The sequence below is a fragment of the Bradyrhizobium centrolobii genome (assembly GCF_001641635.1).
Classification (GTDB): domain Bacteria; phylum Pseudomonadota; class Alphaproteobacteria; order Rhizobiales; family Xanthobacteraceae; genus Bradyrhizobium; species Bradyrhizobium centrolobii.
Map to the genome: position 1 here is coordinate 230,878 of NZ_LUUB01000079.1, position 21,199 is coordinate 252,076.

Genomic DNA, 21,199 nt, shown 5'->3' on the forward strand with positions numbered 1-21,199 from the left:
GGCCTCAAACGGAATCGACAAAGAAAAAGCAGATTCCGCCAGAATCTGCCATAGGTCATATGACGCGGCGGGCTGTCCTGCCTGTTGAACCGCCGCCGCCACTCGGCCGACTATGACATCAGCAGCGGCAGGGGCAAAGGGCCGGTCGATGGAACCGGTCGGGGAGCCTTCCCGCAACGGGGATTTCGATGGCACGTCGGCTTTTCAGAATCTTGGCGGCGCTTGGCCTTGCGGCCAGCCTGAGCGGCTTCGCTAGTGTCGCCTACGCCGAAAAGCGCGTCGCGCTCGTCGTCGGCAACAATGACTACAAGAACGTTCCGAAACTCCTGAAGGCCGTCAATGACGCCCGCACGATGGGCGACACGCTGAAGCAGCTCGGCTTCGCGGTGATGGTCGCTGAAAACCAGAACCGGCAGCAGTTCTCCGAGACGCTGCTCGCTTTCGACAAGGCGATCGAGCCCGGCGACACCGCGTTCTTCTTCTATGCCGGCCACGGCTTCGAGATCGCGGGCCAGAACTTTCTGCTGCCGACCGACGTGCCGGCGGCGACCGAGGGCCAGGAAGAGCTGGTCCGCGACGCCTCCATCCTGGCCGACCGCATCATCGAGCGGCTTCAGAACAAGAAGGCGCGGACCTCGATCCTGGTGTTCGACGCCTGCCGCAACAATCCGTTCGAGCGTGCCGGCACGCGCGCCGTTGCCGGCGGCGGAGGGCTTGCGCCGATGACGCAGCTGCCCGAGGGCGTGTTCTCGGTGTTCTCGGCAGGTCCCCGCCAGACCGCGCTCGATCGCCTCTCCAACGACGATGCCAATCCCAATTCGGTGTTCACCCGCACTTTCGCGAAAGAGCTGCTGCAGCCCGGCGAGAACCTCGTGCAGGTGGCGCAGCGGACCCGCCGTCTCGTCAGCGAGATGGCCGAGACCGTCAAGCACAAGCAGGTGCCGGTCTATTTCGACCAGATGGTCGATGACGTCTTCCTGAGCGGCCCGGCGAAGGATGTGGCCGCCGCAGCTGCCCGGCCGGCCGAACCGCCGCCGCAGAAAGTCGCGGCGCTGCCGCCGGTGTCGGTGCCGCGCGTGCCGAAGGAGGAATCCACCAACGCGCCGATCGCGAGCTTCTCGCGTCACAATGGCGGCTGGACCGTGGTGTTCTCCTTCGCCGATCCGACGCTCGGAATTTCCTGGCGCATGGCCGGCGGCGGCGACTTCCGCGAGACCGGTTTCATCGACACGCTCGATCCGCGCACGCGCAAGCGGATGCCGAACCCGTCGATCGAGCTGCCTGCCGACGCACAGTCCGGCACGATCGAGGTCCGCTATGTCGATCAATCCGGCGACATGCAGGGTCCGTTCCCGATCAAGTTCGATCCCGAGGCTGCGCTGATCCGCGACCAGCGCAAGATCCTCGACATGACCGCGACGAGCTGGCTGTCGTTCCGCGAGTTCAACGGGCTGCTCGTCTACTACACGCATCTCGTGTCGTATCGCTGCGCGATCCGCGAGGTCCGCATCGGCATCGACACGGCCGTGCCCAATCAGGTGCTGAAGATGCCGGCTTGCGACATGCGCGATCCCAGCGCGATCACGGCCGGCATGCCGCTCTACATGAAGCTCGCGCCGGCCACGCAGTTCATCTCGGTCGAGCTGACCTATCGCGACGGCAGCGTCTCGGAGATCAAGAGCTTCCGCACGGCGAACCGCAGCAACAATTGAGCGTGCACTGACGCCCCGAGTTGAGCGTCTCCTCTGCGGGCAGCCGCTATTCGCGATGCTTCCTGATGAAGCTCTTGATGGAGTCGATCGCCTCCATCAAAAGCGGCGCGAGCGAAAAGAACGCACCCAGGGCGATCGAGATGATGACGTGGCGGAACAAGGTTTTGTCCTGCTCCTCCAACGGATGGGTGTTCTGGTCGACCCGCACCGGGGCAAGCAGACCGGGCTCTCCTGGATCCGATTTTCGCGGCTTGCGCGGCGGGAGCATGACCACGACAAAAAGCACGTTGATCAATATCCAGACGCCGACCAATAGAAGTATCGTGCGCAACGCGACAATCCTGAAATCGGTAGTATTCTGCGGCCTAATTACTGGTCATTCGCGACAGCGGCAAATCAATTCCGGTTCGCTGCGGTGCGATGAGGACTAAAGTCTTAGCGGAGAGCTGATCGTGGAACCAGGCACGTCGCAACAGCCGCTCGAAGGTCGCACCCTCAAAGTCCGCTGCTGCATCGTTGGCGGGGGGCCCGCCGGCATGATGCTTGGCTATCTCCTGGGGCGCGCCGGCGTCGATGTCGTGGTGCTGGAGAAGCATGCGGATTTCTTCCGCGACTTTCGCGGCGACACCGTGCATCCCTCGACGCTCGAGGTGATGGACGAACTCGGGCTGATCGACGGCTTCCTGACGCTGCCGCATCAACGCCTGCAGAAGATGGAAGGCCTGTTCGGCGGTACGCACGTGCGGATCGCCGATCTCAGCCGGCTCCACACCAAATATCCTTTCATCGCCTTCATGCCGCAATGGGACTTTCTGAATTTCCTGCGTGAGGCCGGCGAGCGCTTCGCTTCGCTCAAGGTGATGATGAGCACGGAGGCTGTCGATCTGATCCGCCGCGGCGAGACGGTCACCGGCGTGCGCGCGACAACGCCCGAGGGGCCGATCGACATCGAAGCGGATATCACCATCGCCTGCGACGGCCGGCATTCGATCGTGCGCGAGCGCGCGGGCCTCACCGTCGAGGAAATCGGTGCACCGATGGACGTGCTGTGGTTCCGCGTCGGCCGCAGGGCGAACGAGACCGAGAACCTGTTCGCGCGCATCGAGCCTGGCAAGATGATGGTCACCTTCGACCGCGGCGACTACTGGCAATGCGCCTATGTCATCGCCAAGGGACAGTATGAGGCCGTGAAGGCGAAGGGATTGCAGGCGCTGCTCGACGACGTCGTGCGTATGGCGCCGATCCTCCGCTCCGGAATTGCCGACGTGAAGAGCTTTGACGACGTCAAGCTGCTCACCGTCGCGATCAATCGGCTGAAGCGCTGGACGCGGCCGGGGCTTCTCTGCATCGGTGATGCCGCGCATGCGATGTCACCGGTCGGTGGCGTCGGTGTCAATCTCGCCGTGCAGGACGCGGTCGCGACCGCGAACCTCCTGGCCGACAGGATCAGTCGGGGTTGTCCGTCCGAGGAGGAGCTCGACGCCGTGCGCGCTCGGCGCGAATTTCCGGTGAAGATGACGCAGGCGATGCAGGTGGTCGTGCAGAACCACATCATCAGCGGTGCCTTGAAGCCCGGCAACCAGCCGCTGAAGGTGCCGTTGATCATTCGTCTGATCACGGCGCTGCCGTGGCTCCAGGGCATTCCGGCGCGCCTGCTCGCGCTCGGCATCCGTCCTGAACATGTGCATTCCAAAGCCGCGCAAACGTCGTGATCGCAAGCGTTGAGCAAACAAGAATTCGGTAGGGATAACAGCGCATTAAAGCCATCGCCGCGCGTTGCGCTGCTGCAACAGCCCGAGCAGATTCGAAGTGTCGAAAAGCGAATCCCGACACGCCCGATCGGTTGATTCCAATTTTAGTAAGAACTGCATGTGAGCGTGCGCCCATCGAGGACAAGGGGTGTACCATGCGTTCCCAATTGATTGCTGCTTTTGCCTGCACGACCGCGCTCGTTTCGACTGGCGCTGCTTCCGCCGCTGATCTTGCCGCGCGGCCCTACACCAAGGCGCCCGCCTATATCGAGCCGCTCTTCAACTGGACCGGCTTCTATGTCGGCGGCCACATCGGCGGCGCCTGGACCAACGAGCAGTTCATCAACAACGGGACCGGTGCCGCGTTCGGCGATCTGACGCCGGGGCAGGGCTATCGTCAGCGTGGATCAGGCGTCATGGGCGGTGCCCAGATCGGCTACAACTGGCAGGCCAACAACTACGTGTTCGGCATGGAAGGCACGATCTCCGGGCTGGACAACCACGGTACGGTCGTCAACACCGCGTTCGGCGCGGCTGACGATGTCTTCACCTGGCGCGCCAACGTGCTCGCGACGATTGTCGGCCGCGCCGGCTTCGCCGTGCAGAACAACCTCTTCTACATCAAGGGCGGCTATGCCGGCGTGAACAACCGTCTCAACGTCAGTGACACGGTCGGACCGGCAACGGGCTCGGGCGGTCAGACCCACTGGGCCAACGGCTGGACCGTCGGTGCCGGCTGGGAATACGGCATCACCCGCAACTGGATCGTCGGCCTCGAGTACAACTACGCGGCCTTCGGCAGCCAGACCTATCAGCTCGGCGGCACCGCAGGTAATTACACGTTCGATGCGAAGCCGCGCGACATTCAGTGGGCTGTCGTCCGTGCGAGCTACAAGTTCGACGCGCCGGTCATCGCGCGCTACTGAGCTGCGCAACGTCAAGACCGAAGCAAAGCCCCGGGCGCTGCCCGGGGCTTTTTTTCATTGCACGCAGCGATCTTACGCCATCACCGAGAAGCCGCCATCGACGGGAATCGCAGTGCCGGTGACGAAGTCCGATGCGGGTGATGCCAGAAACACAGCGATGCCGGCAAAATCGTCGATCGCGCCCCAGCGTGCGGCTGGCGTGCGCGCGAGCACACGCTCGTAGAGACCGGCGACCTGCTGGCGCGCGCCGCGCGTGAGGTCGGTGTCGATCCAGCCGGGCAGGATGGCGTTGACCTGGATGTTGTCGGGCGCCCAGGCGTTGGCACAGGCGCGCGTGAACTGCACGATGCCGCCCTTGCTGGCCGCGTAGGCCGGCGCAAAGCTCGCGCCGAAGATCGACATCATCGAGCCGATATTGATCACCTTGCCGCTGCCCGATGCCTTCAGCGCGGGGTAGGCGGCCTTGGAGCACAGGAAGGCGCTGGTGAGGTTGGTGTCGATCACCTTGCTCCATTCGTCGAGCTCGAGCTCGTGCGGCGGCTTGCGGATGCTCATACCAGCGTTGTTGACGAGGATGTCGATGCGGCCGAGCTCCTTCACGACGCGCGCGACCATGGCTTCGATCGCGGCTTTGTCAGTGACGTCGGTCGCGACGGCGATGGCCTTGACGCCGCGCTGTTTGAGCTCTTCGACCGCCGCTTTCGACTTCGCTTCGTTGCGTCCGACGACGGCGATGTCGGCCCCGGCGTCGGCGAGCCCGCGGGCCATTCCGAGGCCGATACCGCCATTGCCTCCCGTGACGACCGCGACCTTGCCGCGGAGATCGAACCGACTGGTTGTCATGCTTTTATTCCCTCGTTTCTTCTATTGGTTGCTCTGCCAGATCAGGACCAGCCCGAAGCCGGCCATGGCTGCGCCATAGCCGGCCCATTGCAGCTGGTCGATCATGAAGCTCGATCGGGGCCAGGCGATGATGCCCGTGCCTTGTCCGATCCAGAGCAAGCCGACGGCGAGGGCAAACAGGCCTGCGATCAGCAGAAATCTGCGCATCGTGTCCTCCCCATCAGTCCGCTTCTGTCGCGTTGCGGCAGGAACGATTGCGCATCGTCCGGCCGTCGCCGCGAAAACTTGGGCGCAGACTAACCGTAGCTTCGGTGCGGATACAATGCCGGCGGTCGCAGCGCGGCGCGCCGATTGGGCGGCGATCGAGGCGCAGCTCGTCGGCGCGTACGGAGCGCTCAAGGGTGAGCGTCAGCCGCTGAGATGTCCAAAACGAAAAAGCCCCGGACGATGCCGGGGCTTTGACGTCTGGCGATTTACGCCGGATCAGTACTTCGCGACGACCGGGCCGGTCCAGTTGAAGCGATAGACTAGCGAGGTCGAGATCGTCTGGTTCCAGCTGTTGGCGCGGATGTCGTGACCCGTGATGGCCGGGAGATTGGTGACGTTGTCCAGCTCGGTCTGGTTCTTCGCGTTGTAGAAGGCCGAACGATACTCGGTCTTCATGAACCAGCCCGGCGCAGTGATGCCGAAGATGTTCAGGTTGTTTTCCACGCCGCCACCGATGAACCAGCCGTTGCGGTTGAAGCCGTTGAGGTGGATACCGGTGGGAGCGCCAGCGAGCGTCAGGAAGTTCGTGCTGCCGAAGTGAGCGCCCGAGTAACCGCCGTTGACGTAGGAGAGAACGTTCGGAGCGACCAGCCAGCCGAGGCGAACACCAGCAGCCCAGGAGTCTTCCAGCTTCTGGTTGCCAGTGATGCCGGCGATCGGATCCTGCACGGTGGCGCGGATGCTGCCGAACTGACCGTCAGCGAACACGCCGGCGACCCAGGTGCCGCTGAACTGCCAGTCGTAGCCGAGACCGACGGTGCCGAACCAGCCCGAACCACCCTGACGTTGGGTGATCGTGAGCGGGATCTGGCCGACCGTGCTCTGGACGGACTGGTCAGAAGCCGAGACGCCGCCGCCGCCGCCACCGAAGACGTAGAAGCCGGTCCAGTTGGCAACCGGCGCGGGGGCCGGGGCCTTCACGTAGGGGCGGGCCGCAAGGTCGGCCGCCGAGGCCGAGCCCGTCATCGCCGCAACCGCGGTCAGAGCGAGCAAAATCTTCTTCATGTTGAAATCCCCAACCTTAGGTCTGTCCGGCAGGCGCGAGCGCGCTGAAGTCCGTGTGATCTGATGCCCGGACTATAGACGGTTCCTGCCAAAATGCTGTTGCCGGGCAGGCACAGTCGCCGGAAAAGACCAGCCGGCAGGGATTTGGGGCGTCGTTGCCTGGCCCATTAAAAATCGCATAATTTCAATGCGTTGCGGGAAATCTCGGACCTGGAATTTCGGTAATGTCTCGTTAGCAAATTCGGCCTTGTCCGAAATGAAGGCAAGGCGTGCTCCACCTTGGGGCCAACCAGCCCATTGGCCGAGTCGCGGCGATTCGATTCTGGGCTGCCAACGGCCGCGATGTTGCCGTGCAAAAAGCAAAGCCCCGGCCCGAGGCCAGGGGCTTTGCGCGTGATGTCAGGAAGCTGCTCAGACGTCGAGCAGCTCTTCGTTGGCAAACTCGGCCTTGTCCGAGATGAACGCGAAGCGCGCCTCGGCCTTGGTGCCCATGAGGCGCTCGACCGAATCCGCCGTGGTGTCGCGATCGTCGGCGAGCAGCACCACCTTCAGCAGCGTCCGCTTGCTCGGGTCCATGGTGGTTTCCTTGAGCTGCGCCGGCATCATCTCGCCGAGGCCTTTGAAGCGATTCACCTCGACCTTGGCATTGGCGTTGAACTCGCTCTTGAGCAGCGCCTCCTTGTGCGCATCGTCGCGGGCGTAGACCGACTTGGAGCCGTGGGTGAGCTTGTAGAGCGGCGGCACGGCCAGGAAGAGGTGGCCCTCATCGATCAGCCGCGGCATCTGCCGGTAGAAGAAGGTGATCAGCAGTGAAGCGATGTGTGCGCCGTCGACGTCGGCGTCGGTCATGATGATGATGCGCTGATAGCGCAGATCCTCTTCGCGATAATGCGCAAGCTGGCCGCAGCCGATCGCCTGCACGAGATCGGAGAGCTGGGCGTTCGCCGTCAACTTGTCCTTGCCGGCTGAGGCGACGTTGAGGATCTTGCCGCGGAGCGGCAGCACGGCTTGCGTCTTGCGATCGCGCGCCTGCTTGGCGCTGCCGCCGGCCGAGTCACCCTCGACGATGAAGAGCTCGGAGCCTTCGGTGCCGGCGTCGGTGCAGTCCGCGAGCTTGCCGGGGAGGCGAAGCTTCTTGCCGGCGGTCTTGCGTGCGGTCTCCTTCTCCTGGCGGCGGCGCAGGCGCTCCTCGGCGCGATCGATCACGAAGTCGAGGAGCCTGTTGGCCTGGTTCGGATTGCCCGAGAGCCAGTGGTCGAACGGATCCTTCATCGCCTGTTCGACGATGCGCTGCGCTTCGGCGGTGGCGAGACGATCCTTGGTCTGGCCCTGGAATTCAGGCTCGCGCACGAAGACCGAGAGCATCACGGCCGCACCGACCATCACGTCTTCCGAGGTGACGGAGGCCGCGCGCTTGCCCTGGCCGACGCGTTCGGCGTGATCCTTCAGGCCGCGCAGCAGCGCACTTCGCAGGCCAGACTCATGCGTACCGCCATCGGGCGTCGGCACGGTGTTGGTGTAGGACGACAGGAAGCCGTCGGCATCCGCGGTCCAGGCGACGGCCCATTCGCAGGCGCCGTGCGCGCCGTTGCGGCCCGACTTGCCGGAGAAGATGTCGGGATGCACCAGCGTGTCGGCGTGGATCGCGGCGGCGAGATAATCCTTCAGGCCGCCGGGGAAGTGGAACGTCGCTTCCGCCGGCACGTCCTCGACGCCCTTGAGCAGTTCGGGCGCGCAATTCCAGCGGATCTCGACGCCGCCGAACAGATACGCCTTCGAGCGCGTCATCTTGAACAGGCGCTGTGGCCTGAACGTGGCCTTGGCGCCGAAGATGTCGGTGTCCGGTTTGAAGCGCACGCGCGTGCCGCGGCGGTTGTTGACCTTGCCGAGGTCCTCGAGCTTGCCCTTCGGGTGGCCGCGCTCGAACGTCATGCGATAGAGTTTCTGGCTGCGCGCGACTTCCACCTCGAGGCGCGAGGAGAGGGCGTTCACAACGGAGATGCCGACGCCGTGCAAACCGCCCGAGGTCTCATAGACCTTGGAGTCGAACTTGCCGCCCGAGTGCAGCGTGCACATGATGACTTCGAGTGCTGACTTCTTGGGGAATTTCGGATGCGGATCGACCGGGATGCCGCGACCGTTGTCGGTGACGGTCAGGAACCCGTCCGCGCTTAAGTCCACCTCGATGAAGGTCGCATGGCCCGCCAGCGCCTCGTCCATCGAGTTGTCGATGACTTCGGCGAAGAGGTGATGCAGCGCCTTCTCGTCGGTGCCGCCGATATACATGCCGGGCCGGCGCCGGACCGGCTCCAGGCCTTCCAGCACCTCGATGTCGGCGGCCGTGTATTCGGCTTCGCCGCCGCTTGCCCGTGATGCGGCCTTCGCCGGGGCGCGAGGCTTCGGCTCGTTACCGTTGAACAGATCGTCTTTTGTTTTCGTTTTCAACTGCTTGGACATATATCTTGATGCGTTTTGGGGGCCGCGCAGGCGGCGAATCGGTTGGCCTGACTATGCCACGGCTGGCCCGGAAAAGGTGACCGCAAGGCCGGCCTGGCGGTGGGGTTGGGAGCTAATCCCGGCGATTTTACGCCGGCGCCCACCAATTCGCGGCAATTTGACGGTCCCGTCCACGTCCGGCCGGGCTTTGTGACTTGATGTCACGCAAGCCCTTGGCTTACCAGTCTTTTCCATCTGACAGGACCTTACGGGGCGGGAGAGCTATCTGGAATGGAGCAGTTTGCGCACGCACTGGCCGATTTCGTGCGTGTCCACCAGGTCTGGGCCGCCCCGATCGTGTTCCTGCTGGCCTTCGGGGAGTCGCTGGCCTTCATCTCGCTCCTGATCCCGGCCTGGGGCGCGCTGGTGGCGATCGGCGCGCTGATCGGAGCCAGCGGCATCAGCTTCTATCCGGTCTGGATTGCCGGCAGCCTCGGCGCCGCCCTCGGCGATTGGGTCTCCTACTGGTTCGGCTATCGCTACAAGGAACAGGTCGCCCAGATGTGGCCCTTGTCGCGCTATCCGGAAATCCTCCCCAAGGGCGAGGCCTTTGTGCGCAGCTGGGGCGTGCCCAGCATCTTCATCGGCCGATTCTTCGGTCCGTTGCGCGCCTCTGTGCCGCTCGCCGCCGGCATTTTCGAGATGCCCTATTGGAGCTTCCAGGCCGCCAATTTCATTTCCGCGCTGGTCTGGGCGGCGGCTCTGCTGCTGTTCGGCGACGTGATCGCGAAGGTCATGGAATGGATCTGGCGCTTGGTGTGATTGGGCCCGGCTCGCCCCCCAACGGATCGCCCGGGCAGAAGAAACTTAAAAGGCGTTGTTTCTGAGAGTGTCGCTGGTAAGTTTCGCCTGCTAGTTGAGCTGCGGACTTGGTTGGCCGAGCGCTCAATAGATGATCGTACGAATTTATTCAGCCTTCCTGGCGATGCTGCTCCTCTCGTCGCCATGCATGACATCGTATGCCGCTGAATCATCCGGCTCGGATACGAAGCCCGGCTGGATCGACGCGGGTTGGCGGCGAACGGTGGCGCGCCATACCGTTACATTCGATGAGACAGGGCTGAGCACCGAGGTTTTCGAGTTCGAGATCAAGGCGCTCGACGAGAAGGGCGCCGAGGCGATCGCGCAGCAGAGTTTTCAGTACAACAGCTATTTTGACGATTTGTCGTCAACGTCGCTTGCCACCCTCAAGGCAGATGGCAGCGTGGTCGCGGTCGACGAGCGTGCCATCCGCGATCAACCGGCCTCGACAGATTCCTCTTCGCCCTATTTCGACGAGGTTCGCGACAGGATCATCGCCTTTCCGCACGTTGCTCCCGGCGACAGCATCCGCGGGCGTTTGATCTACAAGGCGAAGCAGGCGAGATTTGCAGGCGAGTTTGCGCGGTTTTGGAGCGAGCCGGCGAGCCAACCGCCCGAATTGCTCGAAGTGATCGTGGACGGACCGGCATCCAGGCCGCTGCGGATCGCACTGCGCAATGTCGAGCATCGGGAAGAGAGGGTAAACGATCGAATCGTCCATCGCGTGCATTTCCGGCACGACGCGCCGAGACCCGGCCAGATCGACGATGAGGCTCTCTCATATGCCGCGCGTTTCGAGGTGAGCACATTTGCCGACTATTCCGCTTTCGCGGCGACGCTGAACGCCCGCAACGCGCTCATGGCGCGACCGGACGAGAAGATCACGAGACTCTCGCGGGAGATCGCCGGCGACGCCGTCGGCTCACGCGCGAAGATCGAGCGCATTTACAATTGGGTGGCCCGCAACATCCGCTACGTCGGAATTGGACTGGAGGACGGCGGCTGGACGTCACAGCCGGCCTCGGCCGTGCTTGCGTCGCGCTACGGCGATTGCAAGGCGCATGCGACGCTGTTCAAGGCATTGCTTGCTGCCCAGGGCATAGAGGCAAATTTGGTCGCAGTGAACTCGGACGCAAGGTACACGCTCACCGAAATTGCCACGCCGAATTTCGATCACGCGATCGCCTATGTCCCGGAGATCGACCAGTATCTCGATCCGACCGCCTCACTCTTTGCCTTCGGCTCCCTGCCGCCGGATCTCGCGGGCAAGCCGGCCCTCAACATCGACAAGGGCACTATGGGACGCATCCCCATGATCGACCCGGCACGCTTCCGCCTAGCTGCGGAAACGGACTACGTCCTCGGCAAGGATGGGAAACGCGAGGCACGGTCGATCCTGTCCGGCGCTGGCGTCGGCGCGCAACTGGGACGCGTGGTCGCACAAGGACTGGATGATGCAGACCGGCAGATGACCGCCAAGCGCCTGATCGAGCAGGCCGGCCTGACCGGCACCGGCGACTACACCTATCCAAATCCGCGCGACCTGACGGACGACTACGCTATCACGTCGACGTTTCAGATCAGCAAGGCCGTCGATCTCGATCGGCCTGCGCGCGTCAGGGTGTTGCCGTTGACTGATCCAAGGCGACCGTTGCTGCGGTTGGCTGCCCGCCAGACGAACGGCCGGCCCTTCGTTTGCCGGCCGATGGAATACCGCGAGGCCGCTTCGCTCACGGTCCCCGAGAACATCTTCTTCTACGAGAAACCGGCACCCGTCGCCTATTCGGCCACGTTCGAAGGGCGGACGGGCTATGGAGCCGTGCACGGCCGGATCGAGGTCAGCGGCACGATTGACCTCGATGGCCGAACCATTCGCTCCAATGCCGTTCTTCGCCTGACGCTCGATGCGCCGGTCTGCCCGGCGGAGTTTGCCCCCGCAATCGAGAAGGGGTTTGATAAGCTCGACGAGTTCAAATACGGGCTGATCGGCCTGACCCCGAAAGCGGGGGCCTCCGTCATCGACGTTGGCGCCGACTTCAGGGACGGCGTGAGCGCATATCTCGCCCATGATTTCGAACGCGCGATGGAGCGGTTGAAGCCGCTGGCCGAAATCGGCAGCGCACGTGCGCAGTCCTATCTGGGGGCGATGTACCGGGACGGAAGCGGAACGAAGCGCGACAGCGCGGAGGCGATCAAATGGTTTCGCTTGTCGGCCGAACAGGGCGATGCCTACGGCCAGGAGAATCTTGCTTACGTCTACGAGATGGGCCTGGGAACAGCTCGGGACGAGAAGCAGGCGGCCGACTGGTACGCCAAGGCCGCGGATCAGGGCAACGCCTATAGCCAGTCCCGCCTTGCGGCCATGTACCGGGACGGACGCAGTGTTCCCCAGGACTATGCGCTGGCTTTCGATCTGTTTTCGAAGGCAGCTGACCAGGGATTGACGTTCGCGCAGACGAACCTCGCCCTCCTGCACATCAAGGGCGAAGGCGTGCCGCAGGATTTCGCCAAGGGCATATCGCTGCTGCGCAAGGCCGCCGAACAGAACGACGGGCTGGCCCAATACAATTTGGGGTGGGCGTATGAGAGCGGCACGGGTGTGGCCAAGGATACCCGGCAGGCGATCAAGTGGTACAGCAAGGCGTCCGATCTCGGAAACGGGCAGGCAAGCGCTCATTTGTACGAGCTGACCCGCGGAGGTTCCTTTTGGGAAACGCTCTTCGGCCGTCTCGGCCTAGCCAGATGGTAACGACAGCAACGGGACGCCGGCCGCTTGCGCTCGCCGTGTACTCCGGATCCAGGCCTCGAACAACGGTTCCAAAACCTTGACGTTCGGCCGATATGGCCTTATAGCCGCGCGCCATGATCAACGCCGCGACCATCCTGTTCGCCCGTCGCCGCCGCCGCAGCTTAGCGGTTTGGGCGGTCGATCGCGTTTGAGATCATCGTCTTTGCCGCTGGATCCGATCCGCGGCATTCTCTCTCCTGTCAGCGCGATCTGATCCGGCGGCTCCCCAGAGGAGGCCCAGCAGGAGACCACGATGTACACGCCACCCTTTTTCAAGCAGGACCGCGCCGCCAGCCTCAAATTCGCGGATGAGCGCGGCTTCGGCACGATGTGCGCCTTCGACGGCCACAAGCCGGTCGCCTCCGCGCTGCCGTTCTACCTGACCTACGCCGACGACGGCACGCCGCACGTGGCCTTTCACGTTGCCCGTCACAATCCGCTGGTAAAGCTTGCGGACGGCACGACGTCCTGGCTGCTCGCGGTCAACGGCCCCGATGCCTATGTGTCGCCGGACTGGTACGTCTCGCCGGACCAGGTGCCGACCTGGCTCTACCAGTCGGTTCACCTGACCGGCCCGGTGCGGCTGCTGTCGGGCGACGAGTTGTCGGTGCAGATCGACACGCTCAGCGACAAGTTCGAGAGCTGGCTGTTGCCGAAGGCGCCGTGGACGTCGGCCAAGATGACGGCCGGGCGGCTCGAGACGATGAAGAAGGCGATCGTTGGTCTGGTCATGACGGTTGAAGAGGTCGAGGGCAGCTTCAAGCTCAACCAGCACAAGTCGGATGCCGATTTCGCGGCGGTCGCGAACGCGCTTGGCGACGGCGATGCCGACGCGAAGCAGATCTCACACTTGATGCGGCAGACCCGGCCGCTAGCTTTTGCAGACGACACGAACATGCTCGAAAGGAGCGCGCCATGAGCCTCGCTGATACCAAGCAAGCACCGACCACCGGCGTTGCGAAGAAGCCCGCCACCGTTTTCGTCGACGGCGGCTCCGGCACGACCGGGCTCGGCATCAACGAGCGGCTCAAGCTCCAGAGCGACGTCGCGGTGAAGACCATCGCCGACGACAAGCGCAAGGATCCCGCGGCCAAGAAGGCGCTGATGGAGGAGGTGGATCTCGTCATCCTCTGCCTGCCCGATGATGCCGCAAAGGAGACGGTTGCGCTGGTCGACAGCATGGGCGCCTCGGCGCCGAAGGTGCTGGACGCCTCCACTGCGTACCGGGTCGCGCCCGACTGGGCCTATGGCTTTCCGGAGCTGACGCCCGACCAGGCCGGCAAGATCAAGGCCGCGAAAAAGGTCTCCAATCCCGGCTGCTATCCGACCGGTGCGATCGCGCTGCTGCGGCCGATCGTCGATGCCGGCCTGCTGCCTCAGGACTATCCCGTCACCGTCAACGCGGTGAGCGGCTATTCCGGCGGCGGCAAGTCGATGATCGCGAGTTTCGAGGACGGCAGCGCGCCGTCGTTCGAGCTCTACGGTCTCGGCTTCGAGCACAAGCATCTGCCGGAGATGCAGCTTTACTCCAACCTGACGCGGCGGCCGATCTTCATCCCCTCGGTCGGCAACTACCGGCAGGGCATGCTGGTCTCGGTGCCGCTGCAGCTCGACACGCTGCCGGGCAAGCCTGATGGCGCGGACCTGCAGGCCGCGCTGGCAAAGCGCTACGCCGGTTCAAAATACGTCTCGGTGATGCCGCTTCAGAACGAGGCGACCAAGGGCGGCCGGCTCGAGCCGGAGGCGCTGAACGAGACCAACATGCTCGAGCTCTACGTCTTCGCCAGCGACAAGTATCACCAGGCGGTGCTGGTCGCGCGGCTCGACAATCTCGGCAAGGGTGCGTCCGGCGCTGCCGTGCAGAACATGCGGCTGATGCTGGGCCTGCCGGAGGAGTAGAGCTCCTCGTGCCCCCGACGCAGCGCAGCGCTTCTTTCGGCGGTGCGCTGCAGAGCCGGAGCCCACCCCAACGGGTCTCGTTGGGGCCACCGCCCGTACCGAAGCCACCGGCGGCCGCGGCGGAGCTTTTGGAGGCTTCAGGTCCCTTGAAAATCGCAGGTGCGCCAGCTCGAAGGGGCTATGCGACGATCCATTCGAGCAGGGCGTTCTGGGCGTGCAGAAGATAGGCTTTTGCAGCCGGACTCTGGCAGGCCGGATGTGACATCGCGTCGGCGCTGACCTCCTGGCCCCTGGTCACGGGCGGGCAGGGCAGGAAAATGACGTCGGGGCGGCATCTATCGAGCAGCGATGCCGATATCTGATATTTGAGAAGCTCATCCTCGCGCGCGCCGTCAGGCCAGCAGTCGGTGATGATCACGTCCGCATCGAACAAGGGATCCAGGCGGGACGTGGCGGTGAAGTTTGGACTCGCGATGTCCTTGATATGCCAGTCTTCCGGATAGATCTGGGTCACCTGGAGCGGCAGCGCGATCGAGGCTTCAACCCATGAGCGGAGTATGTTTGCGGCGGGGGACACGCCGACGACCTTCAGGCCATCGAGCCTGGCTCTCTTGCTCCTGACATAGGCGAGATCGCCGAGCGTTTCACAGGGGTGATTTGATCGCGTTCTCGCATTCACGACCGGCGCGCCGGCGCTCGATGCAAGCTCTCGCAGCGCCGACAGCTCCCTGGTGCGCACCATCAGGACGTCGAACCAGTTGTCGAGATATTTCCCCAGATCGGCAGTTGTTTCGCGGACATTGAATCTGATCGGCGTCTGGACGCAGACGCCGCCCATTGCCTGCACGCCGAGATCGAAGGCCGTGGTATTCCTCCATCCACCGTCGTCGACAATGAGAGCCACGCGCTTGCCGGCAAGGCTCAGCGGCATGCTACGGTCGTTCCAGGCTGCCGCCAGGACCTGCGCGCGGTCGACGATCGACAGGACGGTGTCCGGTCGCAGATCGTGGAATTCGAGAAAGTCCCGGTTCAACTCGCGACGCATCCAGGTCTCGGTGCTCGACAGGCCGGGGCCCGGACGCAGCGCGTCCGGGACGCGAGATCAGAATACCTTGAAGATCGCCAGCGCCAGCACGGCCTGCGCGAGGAAGCCGACGGTGAAGGCCAGCGTGCGGAACACCGGCAGGCCGAGCGTATAGACGATCAGATGCGCAACGCGGGCCCAGAAATAGACGGCGCAGGCGAACACGGTCCATTTCGTGGAATAGTCGATCGCGTTCAGGATCAGCACCAGCGGCGCGAAGATCACGAGGTTCTCGACCGCGTTGTCATGCGCGAACATCAGCCGGTTGGCCCATTCGGCATGCGGCTTGTCACCGCGCGAGGGATTGGCCATCGCGCCGGAGAGGCCGCGAACCTGGCAGCGGTTGATGATGTAGGGGATCCAGAGAATACCGGTCAGGATCACCGTCAGTGTCAGCCAGAACAATTCGCGCGTCATAACCCGGTCCCCTCTGGTCGCTGTGCCGAGAAGAAAGCTTATACAAAAACGCGAGAGATTCCGCTATGCGCGAACGCGGACATAGCTGCCGGGCGCGTCCTCGATCGGGGGCAGGGCGTCGCTGCCGACCGCGCGGGCCGGGACCTCCTCCGGATCGAGCTCACCCAGCCATTGGCGCCAGTCCGGCCACCACGAGCCCTTGTGCTCAACCGCGCCCTTCATCCACTGGGCGACGTTGGCGTCCTTGATGTTGTCGTTGGTCCAGTACTGGTACTTGTTCGAGGCGGGCGGGTTGACCACGCCGGCGATGTGTCCGGAGCCGGACAGGACGTATTTCACCGGGCCGCCGAAGAACTGCGAGCCATAGAGCACCGACTCGGCCGGGGCGATGTGGTCCTCGCGGGTGGCGAGATTGTAGACGGGCACCTTGACCTTGGAGAGGTCGAGCAGGGTGTTGTCGAGCACCATCGTGCCGGCCGACAGCCGGTTCTCGAGATAGCAGTTGCGCAAGTAATAGGAATGGTTCGCCGAGGTCATACGCGTGGCGTCGGAATTCCAGTGCAGCAGGTCGAACGCGCTCGGCTGCTGGCCCTTCAGATAGTTGCTGACGACGTAGGACCAGATCAGGTCGTTGGAGCGCAGCATGTTGAAGGCCATCGCCATCTTCGAGCCTTCGAGCACGCCGGCGGCCTTCATGTCGTGCTCGAGCGCGGCGATCTGCTCCTCGTCGACGAAAACGAGGAGGTCGCCGGCATGGGTGAAGTCGACCTGTGCGGCGAAGAACGTCGCCGAGGTCACGCGCTGGCGGCGCTTCTCGGCGAGCCAGGCCAACGTGGTCGCAAGCATCGTGCCGCCGACGCAATAGCCCGCCGTGTGCACCTTCATTTCGCCGGTGGCCTTCTCGATCACGTCCATCGCCGTGAGCGGGCCTTCCTTCATGTAGTCTTCCCAGCTCTTGTTGCCGAGCCGCTTGTCGGGGTTGACCCAGGAGATCACGAACACGGTGATGCCCTGGTCGACGCACCACTTGATGTAGGATTTTTCCGGCTTGAGATCGAGAATGTAGAACTTGTTGATCCAGGGCGGCACGATCAGGAGCGGGGTGCGCAGCACCTTCTCGGTCGTCGGCTCATACTGGATGAGCTGCATCATCTCGTTCTGGTAGATCACCTTGCCCGGCGTCGTCGCCATGTTGACGCCGACGACGAGGTTGTCAGGATTGGACTGGCGGATCTTCAGCATGCCCTTGCCGGCCGCGATGTCCTCGGCCAGCATCTTCAGGCCGCGCGCGAGATTTTCGCCGTTGCTTGCGACCGTCTCGCGCAGCACCTCCGGATTGGTCAGCACGAAGTTCGACGGCGACAGCGCGTTGGTGACCTGCTGGACGTAGAACTCGGCCTTGCGGCGGGTGTGCGGATCGAGCCCTTCGGCGTCGTGCACCAGCTCCTGCGCCCATTTGGTCGTGAGCAGATAGAGCTGCATCACGAAATCGAAGAACTGGTTCGACTTCCATTCCGGATCGGCAAAGCGCTTATCGCGCGGCGAGGGCACGATCGCGGGCGCCACGTCTTGGCCGGCCATGCGCCGCGCCGCCGCGCCCCAGAGGTCGAGATAATCCTTGGCGAGCTTGGTCTGCAGATCGGAGGAGCGCGAGCTGTCCGACAGCCAGTATTCCGCGACCGACGTGAAAGTCTTGACGACTTCGGTGAGTTCGGTCGGCGGTCGATCCTGCACCTCGCCGCTCTCGCGCGGCTTGATGTAAGCGGCGAGCGCCTTGCCGCTGCTCTCCAGCGCCCGCGCGACATTCATCGCGAAGGCTTCCGCATCGAACTTCTTTTCAGACGTGGGCGTGTCGGGCGTAACGGTAGTCATGACCAAGACAGTAACGATTCATTCCGTATTCGTCACCGCGAAGCTCGCACGTTTGGCGTTAAACACTCGCGAAGATGTGTTGCACTGCGACAAAGTTTCTTGGTTCCGTCACAATCAAGCCGCACCTAGCGGGTTGGTGGCTCTTGGATGTTTTCTCGCTCGCACCATTTAGGGCAGCAATGGTTTGAGCTTGGGCAGGTTGTCGGGTTAGGCTCCGACAGCCTGGCGTTGGGACGAGTAGGGGATTTCCCAAGTGTTGGCGTTGAGGGACCTGCAAAAGACGCGGCTTGTCTGCGGCGCGCTGCTGATCGTGGCGCTCGGGCTTGCCGGCTGTACCAGCCAGATCGCGGATCTGACGCCCGCCGACACCCAGGCGCATCCAAAGGATCCCAGCACCTATCTGCCGGTTCATGATCTGCCGCCGGCCCGTGACGAGGCGGTGATCCCGCCGGATAAGCGCGCAAAGATCGAGGCGGAGTTGGCCGCCGCGCGCGACCGCCAGGCCGTCGCCGCCAAGGATGCCAAGTAACGATGCCAAGCTGGGGCGGTGCAAGGTAATCGCTGGCGCGCCCGTCGGTCCGTGCTAAAAGACATCAATTCAACCGAAAGTCAGGGTGAAGGAGTTCAGCCCTTGTCGTCGGAATTTGCTCTAAGTGTTTGATTTGGAGTGATTTTCGCGCAAGGCTTGGATCCCTTTTCGATGGTCCGTGGAAGGCCGTTCGATTCTGTCCTGACCGGTTGCCCGGAGCCCAGAGAGCCATGGAAGATTTTTACCGCATCCGCCGCCTGCCGCCTTACGTGTTCGAACAGGTCAACCGTGCCAAGGCGGCCGCGCGGAACGCCGGCGCCGACATCATCGACCTCGGCATGGGCAATCCGGATCTGCCGGCGCCGCCGCATGTGCTGGAGAAGCTCAAGGAGACGCTCGGCAAACCGCGGACCGACCGTTACTCCGCCTCGCGCGGCATCCCCGGGCTGCGCAAGGCCCAGGCCGCCTATTATGCCCGTCGCTTCGGCGTGAAGCTCAATCCTGACACCCAGGTGGTGGCAACGCTCGGCTCGAAGGAGGGCTTTGCCAACGTGGCCCAGGCGATCACCGCGCCCGGCGACGTCATCCTCTGTCCCAACCCGAGCTATCCGATTCACGCCTTCGGCTTTTTGATGGCGGGCGGCGTGATCCGTTCGGTGCCGTCGGAGCCGACGCCGCAGTTCTTCGAAGCGGTGGAGCGGGCGATCGTTCATTCGATCCCGAAGCCGCTCGCGCTCGTCGTCTGCTATCCCTCGAACCCGACCGCCTATGTCGCGAGCCTCGACTTCTACAAGGACCTCGTGGCGTTCGCGAAGAAGCACGAGATCCTGATTCTCTCCGACCTCGCCTATGCCGAGGTCTATTTCGACGAGAAGAACCCGCCGCCCTCGGTGCTCCAGGTGCCGGGCGCGATGGACGTGACCGTCGAGTTCACCTCGATGTCGAAGACCTATTCGATGGCCGGCTGGCGCATGGGCTTTGCCGTCGGCAATGAGCGCGTGATCGCAGCGCTCGCGCGCGTCAAATCCTATCTCGACTACGGCGCCTTCACGCCGGTCCAGGTCGCCGCGACGGCCGCGCTGAACGGCCCCGACGATTGCATCAAGGAGATGCGCGACACCTACCGCAAGCGCCGCGATGCGCTGGTCGAGTCGTTCGGCCGCGCCGGCTGGGACATTCCGCCGCCGGATGCCTCGATGTTCGCATGGGTCCCGCTGCCGGAGGCCTTCCGCAGCATTGGCAGCATGGAGTTCGCGACGCTGATGGTGGAGAAATCCGGGGTCGCGGTGTCGCCCGGCGTCGGATTCGGCGAGCATGGCGAAGGATATGTCCGCATCGCCATGGTGGAAAACGAGCAACGGATCAGGCAGGCCGCGCGCGGCGTGCGCCGCTTCCTTGAAAGCGGCATCGAAACGTTGCACAACGTCGTTCCGCTCGCCAATCGGCGTTAAGTCCCTCCGGCAGGTTTTTTCGCGTTATGGTCGCACCCCTGAAAGTGGGTATTGCGGGCCTCGGCACCGTGGGCGCCGAAGTTGTCCGCTTGATTGAAACCCAGGCTCGCGTGCTCGCGGGCCGCAGCGGCCGGGGCATTCGCGTCGTCGCCGTCACCGCGCGTTCGAAGGCGAAGAAGCGCTCCATCGACCTGCGCGGCGTCGATTGGGCGAAGGACCCGATCGCGCTGGCCACCCATCCCGAGGTCGACTGTTTCGTCGAGCTGATGGGCGGGGCCGGCGATCCCGCGCTCTCCGCGGTCGAGGCAGCGCTGAACGCCGGCAAGTCCGTCGTCACCGCCAACAAGGCACTGCTCGCCAAGCACGGCATCAAGCTCGCCAAATCAGCCGAAAAGCACGGCGGCGCGCTGAATTTCGAGGCAGCGGTCGGTGCCGCGATTCCCGTCATCAAGACGTTACGCGAAGGTCTCGCCGCAACCGGCATCAGCCGCGTCTACGGCATCCTCAACGGCACCTGCAATTACATCCTGACGCGGATGGAGCAGGAAGGCCTGTCCTTCGCCGAATGCCTCAAGGATGCGCAGCGGCTCGGCTATGCCGAGGCTGATCCGTCCTTCGACGTCGATGGCCATGACACCGCGCAGAAGCTCGCGATCCTCGCGAGCCTCGCTTTCGGCACAAAAGTTGCTCAAAGTGCGGTGTATGTCGAAGGTATCTCGTCCATCGCGCCGGAAGATTTGCGCGCGGCTGCCGATCTTGGTTACCGCGTCAAGCTGCTCGGCGTTGCGGTTCGCACCGCCAAGGGCATCGAGCAGCGCGTGCATCCGACCATGGTTCCGAAATCGTCCTCGATCGCGCAGGTGATGGGCGTCACCAATGCAGTCACAATCGACGGCGAGGGGATTCCGCCGATCACGCTGGTTGGCCCCGGTGCCGGGGGAGCTGCGACCGCATCCGCCGTCGTCGCCGACATCGCCGATGTTGCGCGCGGCATCCGCGCCAATCCGTTCGGCCGCCCCGTCGCGCACCTGCGCGACACCACGAAGGCGCCGATGGAGCGGCATGAAGGCGGCTACTACATTCGCCTCCTGGCGCGCGATCTCCCGGGCACTGCGGCTGCGATAGCGACCCGGCTCGCCGAGCAAAAGATTTCGATCGAATCCATCGTGCAGCGCCATCCCAATGGTGGAGCTGTCCCGGCGAATCCAGGCAAGGCTGCGCCCGTGCCCGTCATCCTGATCACCTATGCGACCCACGAGGACGCCGTGCGCCGTGCGCTTGCCGCCGTACAGCACGACAAGGTGATCAGCGGACGGCCGCAGGTCATCCGGATCGAGAAGAACTAGAGCATGATCCGG

The 21,199-nt window shown here is 63.8% G+C and carries 18 protein-coding genes; 10 read left to right on the forward strand and 8 right to left on the reverse strand.

The features are described from left to right. Positions 1-188 precede the first annotated feature (188 nt). On the forward strand, positions 189-1,712 hold the full coding sequence (locus tag AYJ54_RS27420; RefSeq protein ID WP_063703823.1) for a caspase family protein: 1,524 nt from the start codon (positions 189-191) through the stop codon (positions 1,710-1,712). A gap of 46 nt (positions 1,713-1,758) precedes the next feature. On the opposite strand, the gene AYJ54_RS27425 is transcribed toward AYJ54_RS27420, so the two are convergent. Further along, the gene (locus tag AYJ54_RS27425; RefSeq protein WP_245329146.1) at positions 1,759-2,025 is read right to left on the reverse strand and encodes a hypothetical protein; all 267 of its coding nucleotides are present in this window, start codon (positions 2,023-2,025) and stop codon (positions 1,759-1,761) included. Positions 2,026-2,164: 139 nt separating this feature from the next. On the opposite strand from AYJ54_RS27425, the gene AYJ54_RS27430 reads away from it, so the two are divergent. Continuing rightward, positions 2,165-3,424 carry an FAD-dependent oxidoreductase gene (locus tag AYJ54_RS27430; protein WP_082905877.1) on the forward strand — a complete coding sequence of 420 codons (1,260 nt, stop codon included), beginning with the start codon at positions 2,165-2,167 and terminating at the stop codon, positions 3,422-3,424. 194 nt (positions 3,425-3,618) lie between these two features. Continuing rightward, entirely contained in the window at positions 3,619-4,389 is a 771-nt protein-coding gene (locus AYJ54_RS27435; protein ID WP_063703828.1) for an outer membrane protein, read from the forward strand. A 72-nt stretch (positions 4,390-4,461) separates the two neighbouring features. On the opposite strand, the gene AYJ54_RS27440 is transcribed toward AYJ54_RS27435, so the two are convergent. The 4 genes from AYJ54_RS27440 to parE all read right to left on the reverse strand — a co-directional run bounded on the left by AYJ54_RS27440 (position 4,462) and on the right by parE (position 8,961). Further along, positions 4,462-5,232, reverse strand: coding sequence for an SDR family NAD(P)-dependent oxidoreductase (locus AYJ54_RS27440; protein WP_063703830.1), 771 nt, complete (start codon positions 5,230-5,232; stop codon positions 4,462-4,464). Positions 5,233-5,253: 21 nt separating this feature from the next. Further along, positions 5,254-5,439 (reverse strand): hypothetical protein, encoded by a 186-nt coding sequence (locus tag AYJ54_RS27445; protein ID WP_063703832.1) that lies wholly within the window; start codon positions 5,437-5,439, stop codon positions 5,254-5,256. A gap of 276 nt (positions 5,440-5,715) precedes the next feature. Next, the gene (locus AYJ54_RS27450) at positions 5,716-6,504 is read right to left on the reverse strand and encodes an outer membrane protein (RefSeq protein ID WP_063703834.1); all 789 of its coding nucleotides are present in this window, start codon (positions 6,502-6,504) and stop codon (positions 5,716-5,718) included. A 411-nt stretch (positions 6,505-6,915) separates the two neighbouring features. Then, the gene (gene parE, locus AYJ54_RS27455) at positions 6,916-8,961 is read right to left on the reverse strand and encodes a DNA topoisomerase IV subunit B (protein ID WP_063703836.1); all 2,046 of its coding nucleotides are present in this window, start codon (positions 8,959-8,961) and stop codon (positions 6,916-6,918) included. Between the two features lie 270 nt (positions 8,962-9,231). On the opposite strand from parE, the gene AYJ54_RS27460 reads away from it, so the two are divergent. From AYJ54_RS27460 to argC, 4 genes are all read left to right on the forward strand, one after another. Further along, positions 9,232-9,762, forward strand: coding sequence for a DedA family protein (locus AYJ54_RS27460; protein ID WP_063703838.1), 531 nt, complete (start codon positions 9,232-9,234; stop codon positions 9,760-9,762). A 130-nt stretch (positions 9,763-9,892) separates the two neighbouring features. Continuing rightward, entirely contained in the window at positions 9,893-12,550 is a 2,658-nt protein-coding gene (locus tag AYJ54_RS27465; protein WP_063703840.1) for a DUF3857 domain-containing protein, read from the forward strand. A gap of 292 nt (positions 12,551-12,842) precedes the next feature. After that, a complete protein-coding gene (locus AYJ54_RS27470) occupies positions 12,843-13,508 on the forward strand; it encodes an FMN-binding negative transcriptional regulator (protein WP_063703841.1) in 666 nt (221 codons plus the stop codon). Then, the gene (argC, locus tag AYJ54_RS27475; protein WP_063703843.1) at positions 13,505-14,488 is read left to right on the forward strand and encodes an N-acetyl-gamma-glutamyl-phosphate reductase; all 984 of its coding nucleotides are present in this window, start codon (positions 13,505-13,507) and stop codon (positions 14,486-14,488) included. The genes AYJ54_RS27470 and argC overlap by 4 nt, the downstream gene beginning before the upstream one ends. Before the next feature lie 178 nt (positions 14,489-14,666). Here argC and AYJ54_RS27480 read toward each other — a convergent pair whose 3' ends face one another. The 3 genes from AYJ54_RS27480 to AYJ54_RS27490 all read right to left on the reverse strand — a co-directional run bounded on the left by AYJ54_RS27480 (position 14,667) and on the right by AYJ54_RS27490 (position 17,861). Next, positions 14,667-15,533: an ornithine carbamoyltransferase gene (locus AYJ54_RS27480; RefSeq protein ID WP_063703844.1), complete on the reverse strand. Its 867-nt coding sequence runs from the start codon at positions 15,531-15,533 to the stop codon at positions 14,667-14,669. A 57-nt stretch (positions 15,534-15,590) separates the two neighbouring features. After that, on the reverse strand, positions 15,591-15,989 hold the full coding sequence (locus AYJ54_RS27485) for an MAPEG family protein (RefSeq protein ID WP_063703846.1): 399 nt from the start codon (positions 15,987-15,989) through the stop codon (positions 15,591-15,593). A gap of 63 nt (positions 15,990-16,052) precedes the next feature. Next, positions 16,053-17,861: a PHA/PHB synthase family protein gene (locus tag AYJ54_RS27490; RefSeq protein ID WP_063703847.1), complete on the reverse strand. Its 1,809-nt coding sequence runs from the start codon at positions 17,859-17,861 to the stop codon at positions 16,053-16,055. A gap of 253 nt (positions 17,862-18,114) precedes the next feature. Between AYJ54_RS27490 and AYJ54_RS27495 the strand changes: the two genes are divergently transcribed. From AYJ54_RS27495 to AYJ54_RS27505, 3 genes are all read left to right on the forward strand, one after another. After that, entirely contained in the window at positions 18,115-18,390 is a 276-nt protein-coding gene (locus tag AYJ54_RS27495) for a hypothetical protein (RefSeq protein WP_063703849.1), read from the forward strand. 230 nt (positions 18,391-18,620) lie between these two features. Then, on the forward strand, positions 18,621-19,841 hold the full coding sequence (locus AYJ54_RS27500; protein WP_063703851.1) for an LL-diaminopimelate aminotransferase: 1,221 nt from the start codon (positions 18,621-18,623) through the stop codon (positions 19,839-19,841). 26 nt (positions 19,842-19,867) lie between these two features. Further along, on the forward strand, positions 19,868-21,187 hold the full coding sequence (locus AYJ54_RS27505) for a homoserine dehydrogenase (protein WP_063703852.1): 1,320 nt from the start codon (positions 19,868-19,870) through the stop codon (positions 21,185-21,187). Positions 21,188-21,199: the final 12 nt, after the last annotated feature.

What these genes read in the sequence shown, in the direction of transcription:
- AYJ54_RS27435 (WP_063703828.1), top strand. Translation starts at nt 3,619, where the DNA reads ATGCGTTCCCAATTGATTGCTGCTTTTGCCTGCACGACCGCGCTCGTT.
- AYJ54_RS27450 (WP_063703834.1), bottom strand. Translation starts at nt 6,504, where the DNA reads ATGAAGAAGATTTTGCTCGCTCTGACCGCGGTTGCGGCGATGACGGGC.
- AYJ54_RS27505 (WP_063703852.1), top strand. Translation starts at nt 19,868, where the DNA reads ATGGTCGCACCCCTGAAAGTGGGTATTGCGGGCCTCGGCACCGTGGGC.
- AYJ54_RS27490 (WP_063703847.1), bottom strand. Translation starts at nt 17,861, where the DNA reads ATGACTACCGTTACGCCCGACACGCCCACGTCTGAAAAGAAGTTCGAT.
- argC (WP_063703843.1), top strand. Translation starts at nt 13,505, where the DNA reads ATGAGCCTCGCTGATACCAAGCAAGCACCGACCACCGGCGTTGCGAAG.
- AYJ54_RS27445 (WP_063703832.1), bottom strand. Translation starts at nt 5,439, where the DNA reads ATGCGCAGATTTCTGCTGATCGCAGGCCTGTTTGCCCTCGCCGTCGGC.
- AYJ54_RS27485 (WP_063703846.1), bottom strand. Translation starts at nt 15,989, where the DNA reads ATGACGCGCGAATTGTTCTGGCTGACACTGACGGTGATCCTGACCGGT.
- AYJ54_RS27480 (WP_063703844.1), bottom strand. Translation starts at nt 15,533, where the DNA reads ATGCGTCGCGAGTTGAACCGGGACTTTCTCGAATTCCACGATCTGCGA.
- parE (WP_063703836.1), bottom strand. Translation starts at nt 8,961, where the DNA reads ATGTCCAAGCAGTTGAAAACGAAAACAAAAGACGATCTGTTCAACGGT.
- AYJ54_RS27500 (WP_063703851.1), top strand. Translation starts at nt 18,621, where the DNA reads ATGGAAGATTTTTACCGCATCCGCCGCCTGCCGCCTTACGTGTTCGAA.
- AYJ54_RS27460 (WP_063703838.1), top strand. Translation starts at nt 9,232, where the DNA reads ATGGAGCAGTTTGCGCACGCACTGGCCGATTTCGTGCGTGTCCACCAG.
- AYJ54_RS27440 (WP_063703830.1), bottom strand. Translation starts at nt 5,232, where the DNA reads ATGACAACCAGTCGGTTCGATCTCCGCGGCAAGGTCGCGGTCGTCACG.
- AYJ54_RS27420 (WP_063703823.1), top strand. Translation starts at nt 189, where the DNA reads ATGGCACGTCGGCTTTTCAGAATCTTGGCGGCGCTTGGCCTTGCGGCC.
- AYJ54_RS27470 (WP_063703841.1), top strand. Translation starts at nt 12,843, where the DNA reads ATGTACACGCCACCCTTTTTCAAGCAGGACCGCGCCGCCAGCCTCAAA.
- AYJ54_RS27465 (WP_063703840.1), top strand. Translation starts at nt 9,893, where the DNA reads ATGATCGTACGAATTTATTCAGCCTTCCTGGCGATGCTGCTCCTCTCG.